This window comes from Spongiibacter pelagi (assembly GCF_014705705.1).
Lineage (GTDB): Bacteria > Pseudomonadota > Gammaproteobacteria > Pseudomonadales > Spongiibacteraceae > Spongiibacter > Spongiibacter pelagi.
In genome coordinates, this window is sequence record NZ_JACXLD010000003.1 from 284,271 (window position 1) to 305,420 (window position 21,150).

18 protein-coding genes are annotated in these 21,150 nt (G+C 50.5%); 15 read left to right on the top strand and 3 right to left on the bottom strand.

The window, feature by feature from the left end; all coding sequences use genetic code 11:
- Window positions 1-6: 6 nt before the first annotated feature.
- The 8 genes from mrdA (at window position 7) to lipA (ending at window position 8,109) form a co-directional block, all read left to right on the top strand.
- On the top strand, window positions 7-1,881 hold the full coding sequence (gene mrdA / locus IB286_RS07545; protein WP_190764115.1) for a penicillin-binding protein 2: 1,875 nt from the start codon (window positions 7-9) through the stop codon (window positions 1,879-1,881).
- Complete coding sequence (gene rodA, locus IB286_RS07550; RefSeq protein WP_190764117.1) at window positions 1,874-3,019, top strand: rod shape-determining protein RodA; 1,146 nt, start codon at window positions 1,874-1,876, stop codon at window positions 3,017-3,019. The genes mrdA and rodA overlap by 8 nt, the downstream gene beginning before the upstream one ends.
- A gap of 37 nt (window positions 3,020-3,056) precedes the next feature.
- Window positions 3,057-4,085, top strand: coding sequence for a lytic murein transglycosylase B (mltB, locus tag IB286_RS07555; RefSeq protein ID WP_190764119.1), 1,029 nt, complete (start codon window positions 3,057-3,059; stop codon window positions 4,083-4,085).
- Between the two features lie 2 nt (window positions 4,086-4,087).
- Window positions 4,088-4,936, top strand: coding sequence for a septal ring lytic transglycosylase RlpA family protein (locus tag IB286_RS07560; protein ID WP_190764121.1), 849 nt, complete (start codon window positions 4,088-4,090; stop codon window positions 4,934-4,936).
- Window positions 4,937-5,067: 131 nt separating this feature from the next.
- Entirely contained in the window at window positions 5,068-6,183 is a 1,116-nt protein-coding gene (locus IB286_RS07565; protein ID WP_223826227.1) for a D-alanyl-D-alanine carboxypeptidase family protein, read from the top strand.
- Between the two features lie 5 nt (window positions 6,184-6,188).
- Window positions 6,189-6,461, top strand: a complete 273-nt coding sequence (locus IB286_RS07570) for an HP0495 family protein (RefSeq protein WP_190764125.1) — start codon at window positions 6,189-6,191, stop codon at window positions 6,459-6,461.
- The gene (gene lipB, locus IB286_RS07575) at window positions 6,461-7,159 is read left to right on the top strand and encodes a lipoyl(octanoyl) transferase LipB (protein ID WP_190764127.1); all 699 of its coding nucleotides are present in this window, start codon (window positions 6,461-6,463) and stop codon (window positions 7,157-7,159) included. The genes IB286_RS07570 and lipB overlap by 1 nt, the downstream gene beginning before the upstream one ends.
- The gene (gene lipA / locus IB286_RS07580) at window positions 7,156-8,109 is read left to right on the top strand and encodes a lipoyl synthase (RefSeq protein ID WP_190764129.1); all 954 of its coding nucleotides are present in this window, start codon (window positions 7,156-7,158) and stop codon (window positions 8,107-8,109) included. The genes lipB and lipA overlap by 4 nt, the downstream gene beginning before the upstream one ends.
- Before the next feature lie 110 nt (window positions 8,110-8,219).
- Here the strand turns inward: lipA and IB286_RS15790 are convergent, their stop codons facing one another.
- Window positions 8,220-8,357 carry a CopG family antitoxin gene (locus IB286_RS15790; RefSeq protein WP_223826228.1) on the bottom strand — a complete coding sequence of 46 codons (138 nt, stop codon included), beginning with the start codon at window positions 8,355-8,357 and terminating at the stop codon, window positions 8,220-8,222.
- Window positions 8,358-8,494: 137 nt separating this feature from the next.
- On the opposite strand from IB286_RS15790, the gene IB286_RS07590 reads away from it, so the two are divergent.
- Both IB286_RS07590 and IB286_RS07595 read left to right on the top strand, forming a co-directional pair.
- On the top strand, window positions 8,495-8,791 hold the full coding sequence (locus tag IB286_RS07590) for a hypothetical protein (protein WP_190764133.1): 297 nt from the start codon (window positions 8,495-8,497) through the stop codon (window positions 8,789-8,791).
- Window positions 8,792-8,800: 9 nt separating this feature from the next.
- A complete protein-coding gene (locus tag IB286_RS07595; RefSeq protein ID WP_190764135.1) occupies window positions 8,801-9,394 on the top strand; it encodes a hypothetical protein in 594 nt (197 codons plus the stop codon).
- A gap of 63 nt (window positions 9,395-9,457) precedes the next feature.
- Here IB286_RS07595 and IB286_RS07600 read toward each other — a convergent pair whose 3' ends face one another.
- Both IB286_RS07600 and IB286_RS07605 read right to left on the bottom strand, forming a co-directional pair.
- The gene (locus tag IB286_RS07600) at window positions 9,458-10,483 is read right to left on the bottom strand and encodes an SDR family oxidoreductase (RefSeq protein WP_190764137.1); all 1,026 of its coding nucleotides are present in this window, start codon (window positions 10,481-10,483) and stop codon (window positions 9,458-9,460) included.
- Between the two features lie 198 nt (window positions 10,484-10,681).
- Complete coding sequence (locus IB286_RS07605) at window positions 10,682-12,235, bottom strand: long-chain-fatty-acid--CoA ligase (RefSeq protein ID WP_190764139.1); 1,554 nt, start codon at window positions 12,233-12,235, stop codon at window positions 10,682-10,684.
- A gap of 307 nt (window positions 12,236-12,542) precedes the next feature.
- On the opposite strand from IB286_RS07605, the gene IB286_RS07610 reads away from it, so the two are divergent.
- The 5 genes from IB286_RS07610 (at window position 12,543) to IB286_RS07630 (ending at window position 21,085) form a co-directional block, all read left to right on the top strand.
- Window positions 12,543-13,067 (top strand): TlpA family protein disulfide reductase, encoded by a 525-nt coding sequence (locus tag IB286_RS07610; protein ID WP_190764141.1) that lies wholly within the window; start codon window positions 12,543-12,545, stop codon window positions 13,065-13,067.
- On the top strand, window positions 13,064-13,279 hold the full coding sequence (locus tag IB286_RS07615; RefSeq protein ID WP_317889725.1) for a DUF4266 domain-containing protein: 216 nt from the start codon (window positions 13,064-13,066) through the stop codon (window positions 13,277-13,279). Before IB286_RS07610 ends, IB286_RS07615 begins: the two co-directional genes overlap by 4 nt.
- A 15-nt stretch (window positions 13,280-13,294) precedes the next feature.
- A complete protein-coding gene (locus tag IB286_RS07620; RefSeq protein WP_190764143.1) occupies window positions 13,295-14,512 on the top strand; it encodes a DUF3570 domain-containing protein in 1,218 nt (405 codons plus the stop codon).
- 20 nt (window positions 14,513-14,532) lie between these two features.
- A complete protein-coding gene (locus IB286_RS07625; protein WP_190764145.1) occupies window positions 14,533-15,423 on the top strand; it encodes an FAD:protein FMN transferase in 891 nt (296 codons plus the stop codon).
- Between the two features lie 235 nt (window positions 15,424-15,658).
- Window positions 15,659-21,085 carry a thrombospondin type 3 repeat-containing protein gene (locus tag IB286_RS07630; protein ID WP_190764147.1) on the top strand — a complete coding sequence of 1,809 codons (5,427 nt, stop codon included), beginning with the start codon at window positions 15,659-15,661 and terminating at the stop codon, window positions 21,083-21,085.
- The last annotated feature ends 65 nt before the right edge of the window (window positions 21,086-21,150 follow it).

Below are 21,150 nucleotides of genomic sequence, written 5' to 3' on the forward strand. Positions count from 1 at the left end.
TGCGGCATGCCCAGACGACAACAATTAAAAAACACCCAGCGTGAACGTCGGCAATACAAACGCCGAATGATCTACTGCCTCCTGTTTGTCAGTGCACTGATCGGCGTTATTGTGTACCGCTACAGTCATTTGCAGTTAATTGATTACGACATCTACAAAACCCAGTCTGACCGCAACCGCATTCAATTATTGCCATTGCCGCCTAAGCGGGGCCTGATTTTTGACCGCAACGGCGAATTGCTGGCCGAAAATATTCCCAGCTACACCCTAACGCTGACCCGTGAGCGCATTAAATCCCTTGATGATACGCTCGCCGCGATTGCTGAAATCATCGCCCTAGACGAGTCAGATGTTGAGCAATTTGAACGCCGCCTGCGGCATCGCCGCCCCTATCAGGGCATTCCGCTTAAATTCCGGCTGACCGAAGAAGAAATCGCCAAGCTGGCGGTGAACAGTTATCGCCTGCCGGGTGTTGAGGTGGATGCCCAGCTGGTTCGGCATTACCCCAAGGGCGAATTATTTGCCCATTTGCTGGGCTATGTTGGCCGCATCAGCGAGAAGGAACTGGAGGTTATTGATCCGGTCAATTACAGCGGCACCGACTTTATCGGCAAGATCGGTATTGAAAAATACTACGAAGATTTGCTGCACGGCATCGTCGGTTATCAAAATGCCGAGAGTAATGCCCACGGCCGTATTCTGCGGGTGCTGGAACAGCACGACCCGCTACCCGGTGGCGATATTCAACTGCATGTCGACAGCCAGGTGCAGGAAGTGGCATTTAGTGCCATGGCCGGACGGCGCGGCGCGGTCGTCGCCATCGACCCCAGAAGTGGTGGGGTGATCGCCATGGTGAGCACGCCCAGTTACGACACCAACCAGTTTGTAAACGGCATTAGCTCCAAGGATTACCAAGCGCTGAGTGGCGACCGCAACTTGCCGCTGTTTAATCGGGCATTGCAGGGTCAATATCCGCCAGCATCGACGGTAAAACCGATTTGGGGATTGGCGGGTCTGTATTATGGCGTGGTTTCGCCCAATACCCGTTTTGTCGATCCGGGTTGGTTCTCGCTGCCTAATGATGAGCGCCGCTACCGCGATTGGAAGGTGGGCGGTCATGGCTACTCCATTAATTTAGAGCAGGCAGTAGAACAGTCCTGCGACGTTTACTATTACGAGCTGGCCTACCGTTTAGGTATTGATCGCCTGCATGATTTTGGTGTGCGTTTTGGACTGGGTAATGCCACCGGCATAGACACCACCAATGAGCGCCGGGGCTTGATGCCCTCTCGGGAGTGGAAAGAAAACGTGTACGGCGGCCACTGGTATCCCGGTGAGACTATTAATATCGGTATCGGTCAGGGATTTATGCTGACCACACCCTTACAGTTAGCCGTGGCAACCTCGGTATTGGCATCTCAGGGTGAGTTGCGTGCGCCGCGTTTACTGGCCGCAGTAGACGGCCAGCCGGTGCAAGCCCCGCTTCTGGGTAAAATTGAAGATGTTTCCCAAGCGGATTGGAATGCGGTGCGCGCCAGTATGGAAGCGGTAATTTATGGTCAGCGCGGCACTGCGCGCGGTTTGCAGCGGGGGCTTGAATATACCCTAGCGGCCAAAACCGGTACCGCTCAGGTAGTGAGTATTGCCGCCGATGAAAAATACGATGCCGAGGCCTTGGCCATCGCCAAGCGTGACCACGCCCTGTTTATTGCTTTCGCCCCGGCAGAAAAGCCGGAAATTGCGGTGGCCGTGGTAATTGAAAATGGTGAGCATGGTGGCAGTGTGGCCGGGCCGGTGGCTCGCGCTGTTATTGATGCTTACCTACTTGGTGACACCAGCGCTAAAGCGCTGAAGATGAGTCGCGAGGACTCCGATGAGTAATACCGATTTTGTCCGCCAACTGCCAAACAGTCACGGCACTATGCCCCGTGAGCGCAGCTTGTCGCAGCGCTTACGGATCGATCCGGTACTGTTATTTCTTCTACTACTACTTGCGGGCACCGGGCTGTTTGTTCTCTACAGCGCCAGTGATGGCAGCCAAGCCGCAGTGATGCGTCAGGGCCGCTATATGTCCGTCGCCTTTGTGGTAATGATTATTGTGGCGCAGTTCCACCCGGAGCAGATTCGCCGCTGGGCACCGGCGGGATTTGTGATCTGTGTGCTGATGTTGCTAGCAGTAGAGTTTGTTGGCGTTGGTGCCAAGGGCGCACAGCGTTGGTTGAGTTTAGGCGGTTTTCGTTTCCAGCCTTCCGAGTTGGCTAAACTCATGCTGCCGATAACCGTGGCGTGGTATCTGTCCAGCCACCCGTTGCCGCCTAACTGGCGATTTACCGCAGGCAGTTTGGTCATTATTGGCCTTCCCACCGTCTTAGTGGCGATGCAGCCGGATTTGGGAACCTCGATTCTGGTGGCTGCCGCCGGTTTCTTTGTGCTGTTTCTCGCCGGTTTGAGCTGGTGGTTCATTCTCTCCGGTATTGGGGCTCTCGCGCTGGCGGCATGGCCGATGTGGACCTTTGTGCTGCACGACTACCAGCGCCGCCGGATTCTTACCATGCTAGATCCCGAAGGCGACAAGCTCGGTGCAGGCTGGAATATCATTCAATCTAAAACCGCCATTGGTTCCGGTGGTTTTGAAGGCAAAGGCTGGATGCTCGGCACCCAATCCCATCTGGATTTTCTGCCAGAAAGCCACACCGATTTTATTATCGCGGTATTGGCCGAAGAGTTCGGTTTACGCGGGGTTTTGCTGCTATTGCTGCTCTACGGACTGATTATTTTGCGGGGAATGTGGATTGCCGCACAGGCCAAGCACAGCTTCGGCCGATTATTGGGCGGGAGTATTATCCTCACTTTTTTTGTCTATGTGTTTGTTAACATGGGAATGGTCTCCGGGCTGTTGCCAGTTGTGGGTGTGCCTCTGCCTTTGGTGAGTCAGGGCGGAACCTCGCTGGTGAGTTTGTTGATCGGATTTGGAATTTTAATGGGCATCTTTGCCGATGAGCGTTTAGTGCATCAGTAGGTAAAATGTTCTGCGAGTAATGAGGTTAGAAAATAAAATGCGTAATACCGTTAAATCAGCTTGGGTAAAATCCGCACTCGCTAAACTGGCAGTGGCCGCAGCGGTATCTCTGCCGGCGGTCAGTATGGCGAATTATAGTGAGCATCCTCAGGCGCAGAGCTTTATTGAAACCATGACCAAGAAACATGGTTTTGACGCTAATTGGGTTAATGGTGTGTTGGCCGGTGCTGAGAAAAAACAATCTATTCTGGATGCCATCGCCCGCCCTGCGGAATCGGTAATGACCTGGGGCCGTTACCGTCGCATCTTTATTCAAGACACCCGCATTGACCAAGGTGTTGAGTTTTGGAATACCTACCGCGATGCCCTAGAGCGCGCAGAAGCTGAGTACGGCGTGCCTGCCCAAATGATCGTGGGCATTATCGGCGTAGAAACCCGTTACGGTCGCAATAAAGGCAGCTACCGGGTAGTGGATGCGCTAGCCACTCTGGGTTTTGATTATCCCAAGCGCGGCAAGTTTTTCCTCGGCCAGTTGGAGCAATACCTGTTGATGGTGCGCGAGCAGCAATTTGAGCCGTTCTCGCTGGTGGGTTCCTATGCCGGCGCTATGGGCTATGGTCAGTTTATTCCCAGCAGTTATCGCGCTTACGCCGTCGATTTTGACGGCGATAATCAGGCCGATATTGTCAACAATCCCGTAGATGCCATCGGTAGTGTCGCCAATTATTTTGCTGAGCACGGCTGGAAGAAAGGCGAACCCGTTGCCTTTCCCGCTCTGCTGGCCAAATCGGTGGATGATGCCCAGTTCAACACCGGTTTGAAACCGGTAAAAACCCTGTCAGAACTGGCGAAGGTGGGCATTCGCCCGGAAGCGAAGCTCGCCGGTGAGCTAAAGGCGACAGCCATGAAACTGGACGGCGCTGAGGGGGATGAATACTGGGTTGGACTGAATAATTTTTATGTGATTACCCGCTACAACCACAGTGCAATGTACGCCATGGCCGCTTGGCAACTCAGCCAATTGGTCGCTGAAAAATACCACGCCAGCATGACCGCGAGCCGTTGATAATGAGAGTAGGTGATCTGGGCTTTTCCACCCAGGGACTGGTATTTGCGGCGGCCTTATTATTGGCGGCTTGCTCCACAACTCCCCCGGCAAACAAGGCTGGGAGCAGTGCAAGTGACTTTGCCAGCCAAAAAGATGGTACGCCGCTGCGCGCACCTACCGCTGCTGAAATGCAAGATGCCCAGCCGCGCAATGAGCCGATTTTGCCCCGTGGCAATAAAACTCCCTATGTGGTCGCGGGCAAGCAGTACCAGCTTATTGAAGATCACAAGGGCTTTAGTCAGCGTGGTACCGCGTCTTGGTACGGCACTAAATTTCATGGCCGTTATACCTCAAATGGCGAGGTCTATGATGTGTACTCAATGAGCGCCGCCCATAAAACCCTGCCTATTCCGGTGTTTGTTCGCGTTACTAATTTGGAGAACGGCAGGCAGGCGGTCGTGCGGGTAAATGATCGCGGCCCTTTCCATGATGATCGAATTATTGACCTTTCTTATTCCGCTGCGGTCAAACTTGGCTTCGCGAATAAGGGTACTGCAGCGGTGGAAATTGAGGTCATTGACACGGATAATAGCCCGTTAATTGGCGAGCCAACGCAGTATTTCTTACAAGTGGCGGCATTTCAGCAGTTGCGCTCTGCTCAGCAGTTGGAAGCCTCATTAAGCGCGAATTTGGGCTTTCCTGTGCAGATTGCCTCCAGTTCCCAGCGTGACTCGGCAATACATAGAGTGCGAGTGGGGCCATTGAAAGACTTCTCTACTGTGCAGGACGCACGTAAAAATCTGGCCAAAGTATGGTCAGGTCAGCCGCAGTTGTTGGTTGAAAACAGTACGGTTGAAGCTAACTTTTAATTTGTTCGGCAATACGGTGCCGAACTCAAAAAAACGTCAAGGTAACGATGATTTTAGCTGTGAATAAAACTCGGGCGGCAACGTCTGTAAAAAACCTCGTAATTTACTGTTTACTGGCGCTATTGCCCGGATTGGCTCAGGCCCAGATTAATCTGATTCCCGCCGCACCGGCTATTGCCGCTTCCGGGTATTTATTGATTGATGCCGATAGTGGCGCCGTACTGGTTGAAGAAAATGCCGATGAGCGTTTGCCCCCCGCCAGCTTAACCAAACTGATGACCAGCTATGTGCTGGCCTATGAGCTGGAACACGGTCAAGTTAACAACGGTGATATGGTCACCATCAGCAAAAATGCCTGGGCGCAAAACCCAATTTTTAACGGCTCATCCCTGATGTGGATCGAGGTGGGCAAGCAAGTCAGCTTGGGTGAACTGCATAAAGGGATTGTGATCTCCAGCGGTAACGATGCCAGCCTTGCGGTGGCGGAATATTTGGCGGGCAGTGAAGATGCCTTCGCCAGTATGATGAATCAACATGCGCAAATGTTGGGTATGGATAATACCCATTATGTAAATTCCCACGGCCTGCCGAACCCAGAACATTACACTTCAGCTCGTGATCTGGCGATTCTGGCCAAGGCCATTATCGGTCAGAAAGAAGAGTACAAGCTGTACAGCGAAAAAGAATTTGAATTCAACGGCATCAAACAGAAAAACCGCAACCGCCTGCTGTGGAGTGACCCCAGTGTCGACGGCCTGAAAACCGGTCACACCCAAGAAGCGGGTTACTGTCTCGTTTCCTCGGCAGTGCGTGACGGAATGCGTTTAATCTCTGTGGTGATGGGCACCTCTAGTGAATCTGCGCGTGAGCGTGAAACACAGAAATTGCTGTCTTATGGTTTCCGCTATTTTGAAACCCACCACCTTTACAACGCCGGTGATGAACTGAGCAGCAGCAAACTGTGGAAAGGCGCCAAAGATAGCGTCAGCCTCGGTGTGGCAGAAGATGTCTATCTGACTATTCCTCGCGGTAAGAGCGAAGCGCTCAATGCAGAACTGATTGTTAACGATGAACTCACCGCGCCCATCGAACAGGGCCAACCCTACGGTGAGTTGGTGGTTACCCTTAACGATGAAGAACAATTGCGCGTGCCGCTGGTGGCGCTTGAAAGCGTGAAAGAAGGCAGCATCTTCAAACGAATTTGGGATGCCTTGGTACTGTTTTTCATTGGTCTGATTCCGGTATGACCGCCATGAGCCAACAGCAAGAACCGCCTAAAATTGAATTCCCCTGTGACTATCCCATTAAAGTCATTGGGGATGCCGAGGCCGACCTTCGTACCCGCGTTATTGAAATCATGCGCGATCATGCCGACGTAGTATATGAAGAGCGAATTACCGAGCGTATGAGCCGCGAAGGGCGCTTTCTTGCTGTGACCATAACGATTGTAGCCACTGGCCAACCCCAGTTAGAAAATATTTTTACCGACCTCAAAGCCACTGGCATTGTGAAAATGGTGCTGTAATGGCTGAAAAGAAAAATACCGGCACACTGTATATTCGCGAGTTAGGGCATCAGCCCTATGAACCTGTGTGGCACGCCATGCAGGGCTATACCGAAACCCGCGACGAAAACAGCCACGATGAACTGTGGTTTCTCGAACACGACGCCGTGTTTACCCAAGGGCAAGCGGGCAAAGCCGAACACCTCTTAATGCCTGGCGATATTCCCGTTGTACAAGTAGATCGCGGTGGGCAGGTTACCTATCACGGCCCCGGTCAATTAGTGGGCTATGTGTTGATCGATCTGCGTCGCCGAGGCCTAGGCGTGCGTGAGCTGGTTACCGCTATTGAAGAAAGCATTGTTGAATACCTTGCTGGGCTGGATCTAAAAGCCCATCCCCGTGCCGATGCGCCCGGTGTTTATGTTGAAAGCGGTGCCAAAATTGCCCAGATTGGTTTACGGGTTAGCCGGGGCTGCAGTTTTCATGGCCTTAGCCTGAATCTCGATATGGACCTCAGCGTCTTTAAGCGCATTAACCCCTGTGGCCACCAAGGCCTAGAAGTGACCGACCTCAGCCAGCAGCGCGGAGAAGCGCCTGCCATGACCATTGTGTCGCAAAAACTGGGCGAGATATTGGCAAAGAAATTAGGCTATCAAACAATCGAAGCTAGCAAAGATAATAATCTGCCAACGGTGGCAGCGGAGAAACAAGCATCATGAAAAAAGTCGTGCAGGGCGAAAAACTGCGTGGCGCTGAAAAAGTCGCACGTATCCCGGTAAAGGTGATCCCCACCGTCGAGCTGCCGGCAAAGCCCAAGTGGATTCGCGCCAAACTGCCAGCCAGCCCAGAAATTAGCCGCATCAAACAAATTCTGCGCAAGCACAAACTGGCCTCAGTTTGCGAAGAAGCCGCTTGCCCAAACTTGGGTGAATGTTTTAGCGGCGGCACCGCAACTTTTATGATTATGGGCGAAGTCTGTACCCGCCGCTGTCCATTCTGCGACGTGGCCCACGGCCGCCCCAATCCACTGGATGAAAACGAGCCGGTAGAACTGGCCGAAGCCATTGCCGAAATGCAGCTTAAATATGTTGTTATTACCTCGGTAGACCGCGATGACCTGCGCGATGGTGGCGCCCAGCATTTTGCAGACTGTATTCGCGAAACCCGTGCTCGCACGCCCGGTATTCGGGTTGAAGTACTGGTGCCAGATTTTCGTGGGCGTATGGACGTTGCGCTGGATATTCTCGAAAAAGAAGCGCCAGACGTGTTCAATCACAACCTTGAATCAGTGCCTAGCCTCTACAAAAAAATCCGCCCCGGCTCAGACTACCAATGGTCACTCGACCTGCTTAAAAAATACAAAGAGCGCCGCCCCGATGTACTGACCAAATCCGGCTTGATGCTGGGCTTGGGTGAAACCCCTGAAGAACTTATTCAGGTAATGAAAGACATGCGAGCGCACGATATCGACATGATCACCTTGGGCCAATACCTGCAGCCAAGCCGTGATCACCTGGCGGTAGAAAGGTTCGTTACCCCAGAAGAGTTTGAAGAGTTTGGCCGTATTGCTGAAGAACTCGGTTTTAAAAGCGTGGCCAGCGGTCCGCTTGTTAGATCTTCATACCACGCAGATAAACAGGTCGACCTAAGTTTGTTGATGGGTAAATAACTTACGCCTAAAAAATTCTGGGGGCGGTTTACGTAATTGCTATGTTTTGAATTACGTAAACCGCCCCTAAATTTAGTTTATGACTTCCACTGAATGTCCAGCTTTCGCTTCTAAGTGGCGCAATCGCGCAGATATAAATTAATCAAACTTTGGCAGGGAACGCCAGAGCCCTTTGCCATCTCCTTGAAATAGTCAAACATGTCTTCGCTGAGTCTAAAAGTCACAGATTTTTTAGCTTTGATGCACAGGCTTTACAATGAAGTTGAGGGGTGCAATCTCAGTGTGGCTAAGGTATTGATTTTGTATACTAATTTAACAAATGGATATGTTGGTGTAGCTTTGCCAATTGAAATGTACGATAAATGTCGTACAATTTGGAGGGCGTATGGGGTACAAGGACGTTAAGGCACAAGTTTTGGCTTGCCTGAAGGATGGCGCGGTTTCTCACCAGGAAAGGGCAGATATTGATGTTAAGAATCTATTGGCAACCGGCCAAGTTTCACTGGATGACGTTGCGACCATAATTGGGCGGTCACGAGGAAGCCAATATAGCTCTAGCCCCCATCATGTGGTTGACGATGTGGAAGTCCACATTATCAAAACCAAGTATGGTGACGAAGACTGGTACATCAAGTGGTATTTCATTGAGCCCAACAGCGTATTTATTAGTGTGCATCACTGAGGTGGCGTTATGAAAATTTTCAAAGTGGGCGATTCGCAAAAGGCGATCTGTGAGCACTGCCGTTCGCTTGAAAATGCGACCTTCAAATTGCGGGATGTTCCGTTCAGTGACGGCTCTGGTGTGGTGAAGAACGTGCTAGTCGGTATCTGTGATAAATGTGACCAGGTCTGTTTGTTACCACATCAATCTACGCCTGCGGTCAAAAAACAATTGGACGCTCAACGCAAGCCGATTGAAAGCCGATTGCCAGCGCATTTGGTGGATATTTTGAATCTGGCTACATATGAGTTGGGTGGCTCAACTGATTTTGTGCCGAGCTTGATGAAATACTATATACATGCTCTTGCATCGGACGAAAAGGCCGCTCAAAAAATAGTGAACCTCTTGCAGAGTGAGCTTGCTCAGGGTAAAGCAGATAAGCGGCTTTCGTTAAAAGGACGCAGGATTCTCGAAGAACTTGATGCCTTGAAAGCCATTTCTCAAATCGAGAATACCACTGATCTCATTAAAGGCATCATTCTCAAGATCAACGACGATATCTTGGTAAATAAGCGTTCGAAACGAATGAAAGAACTGAAAAATATTGTTGCTGCCGTTGCCTAAAGGGTGACGGCTAGTGAATACAGGTTGCCTTCGTGATGGGGGCAGGTAAACCGCCCCCAAACCTTAAACCGCTTTGTATTTAATTAAGGTCTCGCCCGAGGCCAAGATGGCTTCTTTGCTGCTAATCAATTCCCGTCCTAGTAGTGCTCTAACTTTTTGAGAAGAACCCTGTCTGCGTTTGTTTAATTCCAACGTCATGGTCTTTAGCTCGCCGTTAAACAGCGCGCCAAAGCGTACCAGCCAGTTGGGCATACGGCGGGTGGCGATACGGCTGGCCAAATCTGGGAAGCCTTCTTTGAGGATGTGTGCAAAACCCTGCATATCGGTAAATTCATCGGCGAGGATATAGCGTTCGCCAATGGTTTCAGGATTGTTCATTGCGGCGATATGGGCGGCGCAAACATCGCGTACATCTACCACTTGAAAGCCGACGTTGGGCAACATGGGCAGTTTGCCGGCCAGCATTTGCGAAACCACACTGACCGAGGTTTTGACTTGTGCCGAGCGAATGGGGCCAAACACGGCAACGGGTAAAATGGTGGTGAGTTGAATGCCTTTACCTTCGCCGTTTACGTAGTCCCATGCGGCTTTTTCTGCCAGTGTTTTAGAGGCAACGTAAGTGGTGCAATCTTTGGCGTTGTCGGTATTGGTCCAGTCTTTTTCGGTAGTCATTTCTGGTAGGGCGTCGCCCCAGCCGTAGCCAACCGAGGCGAAACTTGACGTTAGAATCACGCGATTCACACCGGCAGCTTTTGCCGCTCTTAATACGCGCAAACTGCCTTCACGTGCGGGGCGAATAAGGTCGTCAGGATTCTTGGGTGACGCCATGGGAAAGGGAGAGGCAAGGTGTTGAACCACATCAATGCCTTGCATGGCTTCGGGCCAGCCTTTGTCGGATTCCAGATCCGCTTCGACCAATTCAAGATTGTCGATATGGTTGCTGTGTTCGGCCAGGGTCTTTTTTAGTGTGTCGGCTTTGCTTAGCGAGCGAATGGTGCCGCGGACTTTATGCCCCTGTTCAAGCAGGTCGATGATTAATTGCTGGGCAATAAATCCGGAAGCTCCGGTAACTAGAACAGTTTGGCTCATCGTGCACTCTCCATTTTATGTTATTAGCAGAGTACAAGTTTCCTGATGGCGGGTTGTGAATTAGGGGGACGAATTTTGTTTTTATACGCCTCTTCGTTTAATCAGAGGCTGCTTTAATCAGAGGTACTTTTTTATCGAGAATAAAAAAGGGCCCTTAAGGCCCTTGGAATTTTTTTTTAATAAATCAACTTACTGAGATTAGTTGATTTGACGCTCACGGCCTTCCCAGAAGGGCGCGCGAAGATCTTTTTTCAGGATCTTGCCCGATGGGTTGCGAGGCAATACATCGTAGATTTTCAACTGGCGAGGGATTTTGTAACCCGCCAATTTGCCGCGTAAGAACTCGATCATTTCTTCGGTTTCGATACTTTGTCCGGGTTTGAGCACCAAGCAAGCCAGCGGTGTTTCACCGAATTTTTCATCGGGGATGCCGATAACGGCGAGGTCGGCAATGGCGGGGTGGGCGCACAGTGCGTTTTCAATTTCGATGGGGTAGATGTTCTCGGCGCCACTGACGATCATGTCTTTGATACGGTCGCGCAGGAAGATGTAGCCCTCTTCATTGATCTCGGCAGAGTCGCCGGTTTTCAGCCAGCCATCTTCAAAGGTTTCGGCATTGGCATCGGGGCGGTTGTAATAGCCCAGCATGGTCGATTCCGAGCGCACATACAGTTCGCCGATTTGGCCGGGAGGCAGAATATTGCCTTCGCTGTCGACCACTTTTACTTCCACGCCGGCTTGTGGGCGGCCAGCAGATTCGAGTAATTCTGGGCGACCTTTCAGGGCGTTGCGGTGATCTTCTGGCATCAATACCACGATGGTGCCGGTGGTTTCGGTCATGCCGTAAGCCTGATAGAAGTCACAGCCGAAAATGTTGATGGCTTGCTCAAGCAGCGCGGGGCTGATGGGTGAGGCGCCGTACATGATTTGTTTCAGTGAGCTGAAGTCGCGCTTGTCGAGATCTGGCACCATAGAAATAATGGCCAGAATCATTGCCGGTACGATAAACGAGCTTTCGATCTTGTATTTTTCCAGATCGTTAACCACGGCAAAGGGATCAAACGTTTTGTGCAGAACCGCACTGCCGCCAGCCAAAATTGGTAATAGCAGGGTGCCAGAGCCGCCGATATGGAATGGCGGTGCACATACCAGATCGCGTGATCCAGCGTGGGTTTTATTGTCTGAAGACACCAAGCTCTTGGTAAACAGCGATGAGATATTCGCGTGGCTCAGTACCACGCCCTTGGGCTTGCCGGTGGTGCCGCTGGTGTAAAGCTGCAAGAAGCCTTTTTGCTGGTAAGTATCGACTTTTACCGGCTCTGCACTTTGCTGAGCCAGCCAGTTTTGCCAGTTAGTGGCGGTGGTGCAGCTAATGACGGTTTGCAGTTTGGCGGTACTTTCTGCCATGGCTTCCAGTAATGGATTCATGGCTTCATCGGGCGATAGCAAAATGTGTGCTTTGCTGTCTTCCAGAATAAACGCGGTTTCTGGTGGGGCAAGGCGATAGTTTAGCGGTACGGTAACCGCGCCGATGCGGCTACAGGCCATGAGCAGGCCGAGGAATTCGGGGCAGTTTTCGCACAGGACGGCAACGCGGTCATCTGCTTTAACGCCCAACGCCAGCAGGCCATTGGCAATCTGCTGAGACATGGTCTGCATGTCTTGGTAGCTGTAGGTCTTTCCTTGAAAAATCAGACAGTCGTTTTCAGGAAAGCGACGGCTGTGATAATCGAAATACTGATGAACCTGCATGTTAAACATCCCCGAGCTTGTTATTGTTTCCAACTTTACTTGCCCAACCGGGCTTTGCCCAGACCCAGAATCATAGTCTTGGCCGAAATTAGGGTATCAGGACATAATTTGGCGGCGAATTACTGCCATTACGGGATTTTGCGCCAGCACTTTGCGGCTAGCTCAGTCTGTGCCACACTTCTGTGGGCTTGTCTGGTGGAGATGGGCCTGTCGCCTTGGGCCACTGGCCGGCATCTGCAACCAGTTGTTTTTGCGCAAATTCCGTTAGTCTTTGAATTATAAATATAACTGCTGTCAGGAAGGTATTGTGCCCGTTTTCAGAATCCTGAGTTTCATCATTTTCTTTGGTTTGTTTAGCACTGCTCACGCCTTAAATGTGAATGATGCGGCTCCCCGTTTTCGCATCCCCTTAATGCAGGACAACCCCCAACTACAGGCCAATGCCGGCGACCTTTTTGAAAGCCCCGACCTGTTGGGTAGTGTGGTTTATGTCGATTTCTGGGCGTCTTGGTGCGGGCCGTGTCGGGTTTCTTTGCCTTCCCTAAATACCTTATTTGCCGAATTTTCCAGCCGTGGTTTTTGGGTGGTGGCGGTGAATGTAGATACTGAGAAACAAGACGGTCTCGACTTTCTGAAGAAGAAGCCGGTGGACTATCCGGTACTTTACGACGCCGAACAGGGCTTGCCGGAGTTGTTTGGGGTGAAAGGGATGCCTACCGCTTATTTGATTGATCGCACCGGGCAGGTGCGCTACATCCACGAAGGTTTTCGCTCCGGCGATGAGAAAAAGTTAAGAGCAAAAATAATCCAGTTATTGGAGGAAGGTCAGTGAATAAGTTCTTGCTGATTTTAGTGATGGCCCTAGGTCTGCAGGCTTGCGGTATTACCGAGGTAAAGCCTTGGGAGCGCGGGTATTTGGCTCGCCCTGAAATGGCGTGGGATCCCGATGCTCAAACTGCCGCCCAGCGCAGCCATGTGTACTTCAGCAAAGAAACCAGCAATGGTGGCGCTACCGCAGGTGGCGGCGGTTGCGGCTGTAACTGATCAGGGGAGACGATTGTGAGTCAAGGTCAGAACAAGAATAAAGGCAGTCAGGCGCTGTTGGCGCTGGGTGCGGCGGCGCTCGCTATTCCCGGTATTGTGAGTAAAGCCGAAGCGGCAGCGCCGGCAACTGAGTCCAGCTTGGACTATAAATTTTCGGCCTACCGTGAGGCCGATTTAGATCGTAATAATGTGGTAAATGGATCAACGACATCGCGATATGAAATCGACAGCCATTTGTTCCGCTATGTGTCACCCGTGGGTGAAAATCAGGAACTGAATATCGATTTTGCTTATGAAACCATGAGTGGCGCGTCGCCCTGGATCGTCATGCCGCAGGTTAATACGGGGCGTCCTGTGCAGTTAATGAGTGGCGCCAGTATCAAAGAAGAGCGCAAAGATATTCAGGCCAGCCTGAAGCACTTTCACGACAAGCAAACCGTGATCACTGCTGTAGCGGGTTTCTCTGACGAGAACGACTACCAAGCGTTTAATGTGGGCGCAGCAGTAGATTACGAACAGTTTGAAAAGCAGCGTACCTTCAGTGCGGGCTTTGGTATTAGTGATGACCATATGGAACCCACTGATGGTCGCACCATGATTGATCGGGTGGATACCGCAGACAAATCTTCGGTGAATATGTTTGTTGGGATCAGCCAGATTATTAATGCGCGCACCGTAGTGCAGGGCAGTTTGAGTTTGGCTTTTCACGATGGCTTTCTCTCTGATCCCTACAAAAAATTCTGGGTGGTGAATCAAAGCAATGCGCTGATGGACAGCCGCCCAGATAAGCGCGAGCCGATTATTCTGGAAGGGCGTTTGCGCCACTATGTGCCCGCTGCCAAAGCGGCGCTGCATTTGGATTACCGCTACTACGATGATGATTGGGATGTGGTATCTCATACCTTTGATGCATCGTGGTATCAAAACTTACCCAACGACTGGCAATTAACGCCCTCGTTCCGCTATTACAGTCAAACCCAGGCCTACTTTTATGCGCCGTATTATATTGATGCGCGCAGCGACGGTTACGGTTCATCGGATTACCGACTTTCGCCCTACGGTGCGATTAGCTTTCGCCTAAAACTCAGCAAGGATTGGGGCAAGCTATCTACCAATTTGGAATGGGAGAGCTACAAAGCCAGCGCCGATTATTCTTTGAAGGAAGTCGAGCTGGAAAGCCCGGCCTTGGTTGAGTTCGATATTCTGACATTGGGCCTTCACTGGGAGCTCTAAGTTTTGGCCGCTCTTTGAATATGAAAGAGTTTCGCTATTCCTTTAGCGCCATGGCCAGCCCCTGTGAGCTGCGCCTTTATGCCGAGCGGGCCTCAGTGGCGAATAAGGCTGCGGAGCTAGCTCAGGCAGAAGTGCTCCGTATTGAGCAAACCTACTCCCGCTATCGCGACGATAGCATTGTTAGTCGAATCAATGCGGCGGCAGGGCTCGGCCCAATCGCTGTCGATCCTGAAACGGCAGCACTCCTGAATTACGCCGCCACCGCCTATCAACAAAGTGATGGCTTATTTGATATTACCTCCGGCGTGTTGCGCCGGGTTTGGGATTTCAAATCGGGTCAGCTTCCTTCTGATTCTGCTATCGCTGATATTTTGCCCCTCGTCGGTTGGGATAAAGTGCACTGGGATGGGCAGCAAATCTTGCTCACTCAGCCCGGCATGCAACTGGATTTCGGTGGCTTCGGCAAAGAGTGGGCGGCGGATTCAGCGGCGCGAATTTGCCGAGAAGCGGGCATTGAATATGGGCTTGTTGAGTTGGGCGGAGATATACATGCGATGGGCCCGCACCCCGATGGCAGCCCGTGGCAAATTGGGATTCGTCACCCCCGCGATCCAGAAAATGCGATTGCAGTTCTCCCTCTAAAATCCGGCGGCCTTGCCAGCAGTGGCGACTATGAGCGCTTTATGGTTGTGGATGGTCAACGCTATAGCCACATTCTCAACCCTAAAACCGGCTGGCCAATTACCGAGAGTTTTTCCGCTGTTTCCGTGGTGGCGCCGCTTTGCCTGCTGGCGGGAACTGGTGCAACTGTGGCGATGCTGAAGGGGCAGGTTGAAGCTCGTAACTGGTTGAATTCGCTTGAGTTACCTTTTCTTTTGGTGGCACCAGATGGGCAGGTAATTCAGTCTTAATTCGGCTCTTCTCACACTCCGCTTAAGCCCGTGGCGCACAAAGACACATATGTGCATTGTTGAGACAATTCATTCCTAGCTAAACCTCTTACCCTTCATTCTGGAAATTTTTTATACCTCGGTGGCAGTAGTCCTAGCCGAAAAATAAAAATAAGAAATGCAGAAAAGTTTACCTGAGCGCTCCCTCTTTGCTCAGTGAACATCAGATAAATATAAAGCGAATAACGGTAAAGATATGAAGCGGATCCTGTTGAATGTGCCAATGGTTTTTCTGTCCTGCGTACTTGTTGCTTGCGGCGGCGGTGGCGGAGGCGATAAGCCATCGCCAACGGATAACACCTTAAAAACAGGCCTTCTGCTAGACAATCACCTTATTGGCGTGCCGTATCGCCGCGCAAATTCGAGCGAGGTGTTGTACACCAATGCCCAGGGGGAATTTGAATATCTTGAAGGTGAGACCATTCGCTTTTTCTTTGCGGGTAAAGAAATTGGGCGCGCCCAAGGCCAGCCTTTTGTCACTCTTAAAACCCTTGCCGCAAATACAACTGGGCTGACTAATTCGCAGAAAGACGCCTTCGAGATCAATTTGGCGCGGCTGCTTCTGTCTCTTGATGCCGACCAAAATCCAGATAACGGCATTACGCTAACACCGGCGCTGATTGCTGAAGCGGAAAGTAAGGCCGGCGAGTTGAATTTTACAGCTAGTGAGTTAGCTGGAAGTAATTTTGAAACTTTGCCCATCAGTGAATTCGTTATTGATAAGCGTGAAGAGCAAGGGGGTAGCCGTGTTTTGGTTTCCGCTGAGACAGCCGCTGCTCATATTGACGCGGTACAAAAAGATATTAGCGATGAGCATTACGACAATGATGGTGGTGTCGATAGTGATGCTGATGGTGTAAACGATGCGGTTGATGAATGCCCTGATCAAAAAGGTGTTGCTCAATTTAATGGCTGCTCAGATCAAGCTGCGCAAGAAGCCGATGATGATGCCGACGGTATTCCAAACAATGCCGACAACTGTCCCGCTGTTTCGAATAGTGACCAGAACGATTTAGACGGTGATAAGCGCGGCGATGCCTGCGACAGCGATGCCGATGGCGATGGCTTAAGCAAAACCCAAGAGAGCGAAATCGGAACCAGCGATTTAGAAAGTGATAGTGACGAAGACGGCGTAGATGATTCCGCCGATGCTTTTCCCTTAGATGCCTCAAGAAGCAAAGACTCGGACGGTGATGGTATTGATGACGACAACGATCTTTGTCCACTAAAAGATACGGGTGAGCCAGAAGAGGAACAGGCGGACAGTGACGGTGATGGCATTGGTGATGCCTGCGACACGCTAGATCCTAGTGACTTGGATGGTGATGGCAAAGCCAATAGCGTAGATAACTGCCCTAATAATGCGAATTCAGATCAAGCCGACAGTAATGGTAACGGTTTGGGCGATGCCTGTGATGATTCAGATATAGCCACATATTTCGAATCAGATGTAGACAGTAATCTTGCTGTCTGTCGAGCTTGTCACCAACCGTCAGGGCAAGCTGATGTGCCAGAAGGTCGGGGCTTTATGCTCGATAGTGACGGCATACACGATTTAAAAAATACCCATTTTGCTTGGTTCGGTTTAGGTAGAGGGGTAAGCAATAACGACATCTTGACCCAAGCCGCAAATACATACGGCGATCATACCGGTGGCAAATTATGGGCGACAGATAGCGCTCCATATATTGCTATGCAGAAGGTCCTTGTCTGCTGGGAAGATATGAATCATTGCGAGCTGGCGGATAGCGATGATGATGGCGTAACAAATAATTTAGATCATTGCCGAAACACCACTGATACCACCGGCTTAGATGCCAATGGCTGTTCTGATGACGATCGTGCAGAGCCCGACGATGATGGCGATGGAGTAGCTAACTCGCAGGATGACTGTTCAGCCACGCCCAGCGGAAGCACTGTTGATCACAATGGTTGCGCGCTTAGCCAGCGCGATGCTGATGGCGATGGTATTTATGATGATGTAGATCAATGTCCAAATACGGTTGATCAAGCTGGCCTTAATGCTCAAGGTTGTTCTACCGATGATCTAGCCGCGCCAGATGATGATGGTGACGGAGTCGCAAATAGCGATGACGACTGTGAAAGCACTCCTGCAAATGAAACGGCTGATAGTAATGGCTGCAGCCTTTCTCAGCTTGATAGTGATGCAGACGGTGTCAGTGATTTAGATGATACTTGCGATAATACCCCTGCAGATGAAGATCCAGATGATGTGGGATGTAGTGCTAGTCAGCGCGATGGCGATAATGATGGCATCAGCGATGCGCAAGATTTTTGTCCTGCGACGACTGATCAAGTAGGTCTTGATTCGCAAGGTTGTTCAGATGCTGATCGGGCTAATCCCGATGACCCAGACAGAGACGGCGTCTTCAATGATTTGGATATTTGTCCCGGTACTACGGTTATCGATATTGCTCTAATTGATGCGCAGGGCTGTTCCGCCGAGCAGCGAAGCGCAGGCGAAAATCAGCTGTTTAACTTCTATGAGAGCGGTGTTCACACAGCGTTAAATGACTGCCGCCTATGCCATGTTCAGAATGGTGTAGCGGATAAGGACGAAGGTAAAAGCTTACAGTTCACTTCCAGCAGTACAGATGCCAGTTATTTGAAACTTTATGATGACTGGGTTGATATGGGTAAAGGTGTTTCTGACAGTTCTATCCTGTCGATGGCCAGCGACCCCGAAACTTCGCATACAGGTGGTAAGCAGTTGCCTTTGGGTAGTGTGGGTCAGGTTAATGTTACGAAGTTACTTATCTGCTGGGATGATCGTGAAAGCTGCGATGTAGAAGGAGTAGTTCCTGACGAAAAGCTGCCGTTACTCGGGAGTAGTCGCGGCGGCCATATTTGGTTTGATACCTGCTTCGTTGAAGGTACTACTGAATATCTTGACGGTGTAGGCGCTAATACCGAATTACCTGAAGATCCACGAACCATGATAAAGCCCGGCGTGAATCAGGGCATATGGGATGAGACAGGTGATGAAAAAGCGGCATATTTCAATGCCTTCTGGAAGAACTGTCATATTGATGAAGATGGTGATGGCACGCCTGAAGAATTGCAGGCCACTTCGGAGGGGATTATCACCGAGAAGGCTCACCCCAAAACTTGCGGCCAGCTTAAATTAAGCATTGAACGTGGCAAAGTGGTGATGGGCGTTACTCCTCTGCCAGCTCCAGGCGATCCACGAATGGATTGTTCCGATCCAGATAATGTTCTGCATAGCCCTTTCTGTAATACCTTGGGTGAACTGATTCGTCCGGGATCAACATTCTCGGCTTATGAACACGATAGCGCCGGCGCTATTGCTGCTGATGCTTACAACTTGCTTTATAAGGTATGGGATCCAGCAGCGCAAACCCCGCCTGAAAACTTTGACCGGATTGCGGCTGAGCGCTATGGCATGGGTTGGGATGAAAATTATGATAATCCCTATCCGCTCAAAGGTGAGGACCCTAATGACCCAAGTACTTTTGTCGAGACTATGGATAAAAATGGAGAATTGACAAAACGCTTAACCAAAGGTGGTTCTGGGCAACTTCCCGTAGGTTTGATTCAGCTTCGCGATGAAAATGGAAATTACAGCGGCAATATCGGCATTAATTGTCAGGCTTGTCACGGCATAACCATAGGAACCGAGTTTGTGTGGGGCGGTGGTGGCGCCATGCTTGATCTGGCAACCTTTGGGGCGGATTTGGAAGCGGTAAATGCCTACTACGCTCAGTATATGACCGGTTTTGATCCAGAGACTGATCGTCCTGTTGGCGTGGGTTTTGGTCTTGATCGTGTTGGTGTTTCCGGGCGCGTGCGTGGTACCAATAATGCTCAATTCTCGAATGTGACTTCTGCCGTTGGAGCAATATATTCAGAAAATGCTGAGTTCAAAAGTTTGCTTTTAACAGAGGAAGATCCCTCCGGTGTAATTGATGTGCTTACCAGTGGCTCAACAGCTACTGGTGACACCCCTGCATGGTGGAATGTTGGGCGACGTCCAGTAAAGTTTGTCGATGCGATGACATCTGGTGATGCGGTTCGGGTCGATATGGCCCTGTTTTTCCCTCTCTTTGCCTTTACTCCTCCGGCACCGTCTAGCTGTATGCCAAACTCCCCAGACTATAATCCAATGGGGTGCATGCTTGCTGGCGGGGCTTATTTTGGTGAGCTAACAGGCTTTGATACCTCGGCTTGTGAAAATCCGGCGATAGCGTCAGATTCTGAGGCTCAAGCGGAGTGCTTCCTTTCTGGTTGGAAGCAGTTTAGTGAGCAAACGGGTTTTGCTTACTATCCGAGTGAGCCTTGTGAGGCATATTTGTATGGTGGACCATTTGACTTTGATGATTGGATGTCCTGTGGCTTTCAGCAAAACCCAGCAAATATGACCGAAACGGATTGGTATAACTTCCTTACTGGGGCAAGCACAATTGGCCAAGGAGAGGGTGGTGATAGTGAAGAGCCTGACTCTGAGTCTACCAGTAGCTCACAAAGTTCATTTGAGTTTGCTGTGCGTTGGGTAGGGGAAAATGCACAGTATGCCGATCACTGGCTGATGACGCTGAAATCACCGGAATATCCCTTTGATATCAACTTTGGTCTTGCTGAGGCTGGTGCCATTTTATTCCATAGTAAAGATTTGAGAGAGGCTTTGCTTAATGAATCAGCTGAAGCCGGCACTTGGCAAGAGCAGGCCGTTGCGGCTTGGGATGAAATGGAAAGCAAGGGGTATACCGGTAACGGATCTTGCGCAAGTTGCCATGGCGTCTATTCCCCTCGATACGTAAATGATCCAGATTATTTGGATGATAAGTCGATGGAAGGTATCGCTAGTTATGTCGTTCCTATTAATGCAATCGGGACTGATCGAGTAAGATTTGATACCTATATGGCCTCTACCTACGATTATCTATCCGCGATGAACTCTGGAGAAATCGGGGGCGATAGTGAGGGCAGTTATAACTCTGGCGTAAATAAGGGAAATTCAGAGGAGTATATTTTCTACGCCGAAACTGCTGGCTTAGATGAGTCCACTGATCAGAATGGCAATTTCAATAGTGGGGATTGTCGAGCACAAAATTTAGATGGCCAGCAAACCGATCACCGTGGAGAAAATCGTGCTTTAGGTTACGCTGCGCCCCCACTTTATGGGGTTTGGGCGACGGGGCCGTATTTTCATAATGGCTCTGTGCCCTCGGTTGAAGGCGTACTGAATAGCGAAGTACGTCCTCCAGTCTGGCGTAGAAATTCCAAAACAAATGACCTCGGCAGCAATTTTGTAATGGGTTTTGATTCTGGTCTTGACGCATTTGATGAGACAGTTATGGGCTGGATGTATGAAGAAATTGACTGTCTTGGTAGCAACGCGCTGGAGTGTAGCTTGTTGGAAACGGCGCTATCCACAGCTGAGCCAGTTGTTAAGGAGTTTTACGACAGTATATTACTGAGCTGGAATGTGACTAATCCCCCGGTGTTAACAAAGCAGGATATTGAAGCCCGTAAGATTTATAACACCGGTATGCATAGCCAGAGTAATGCAGGCCACACATTCACTAATGTCTTAACCGACACCGAGCGAAAGGCCATCATCGAATACCTAAAAACGCTTTAACTTGTTTTAAATAGTTGTGTTTGTCCTCTTTGCGCCGGCTCTGTGCCGGCGTTTTTTGTTTTCGG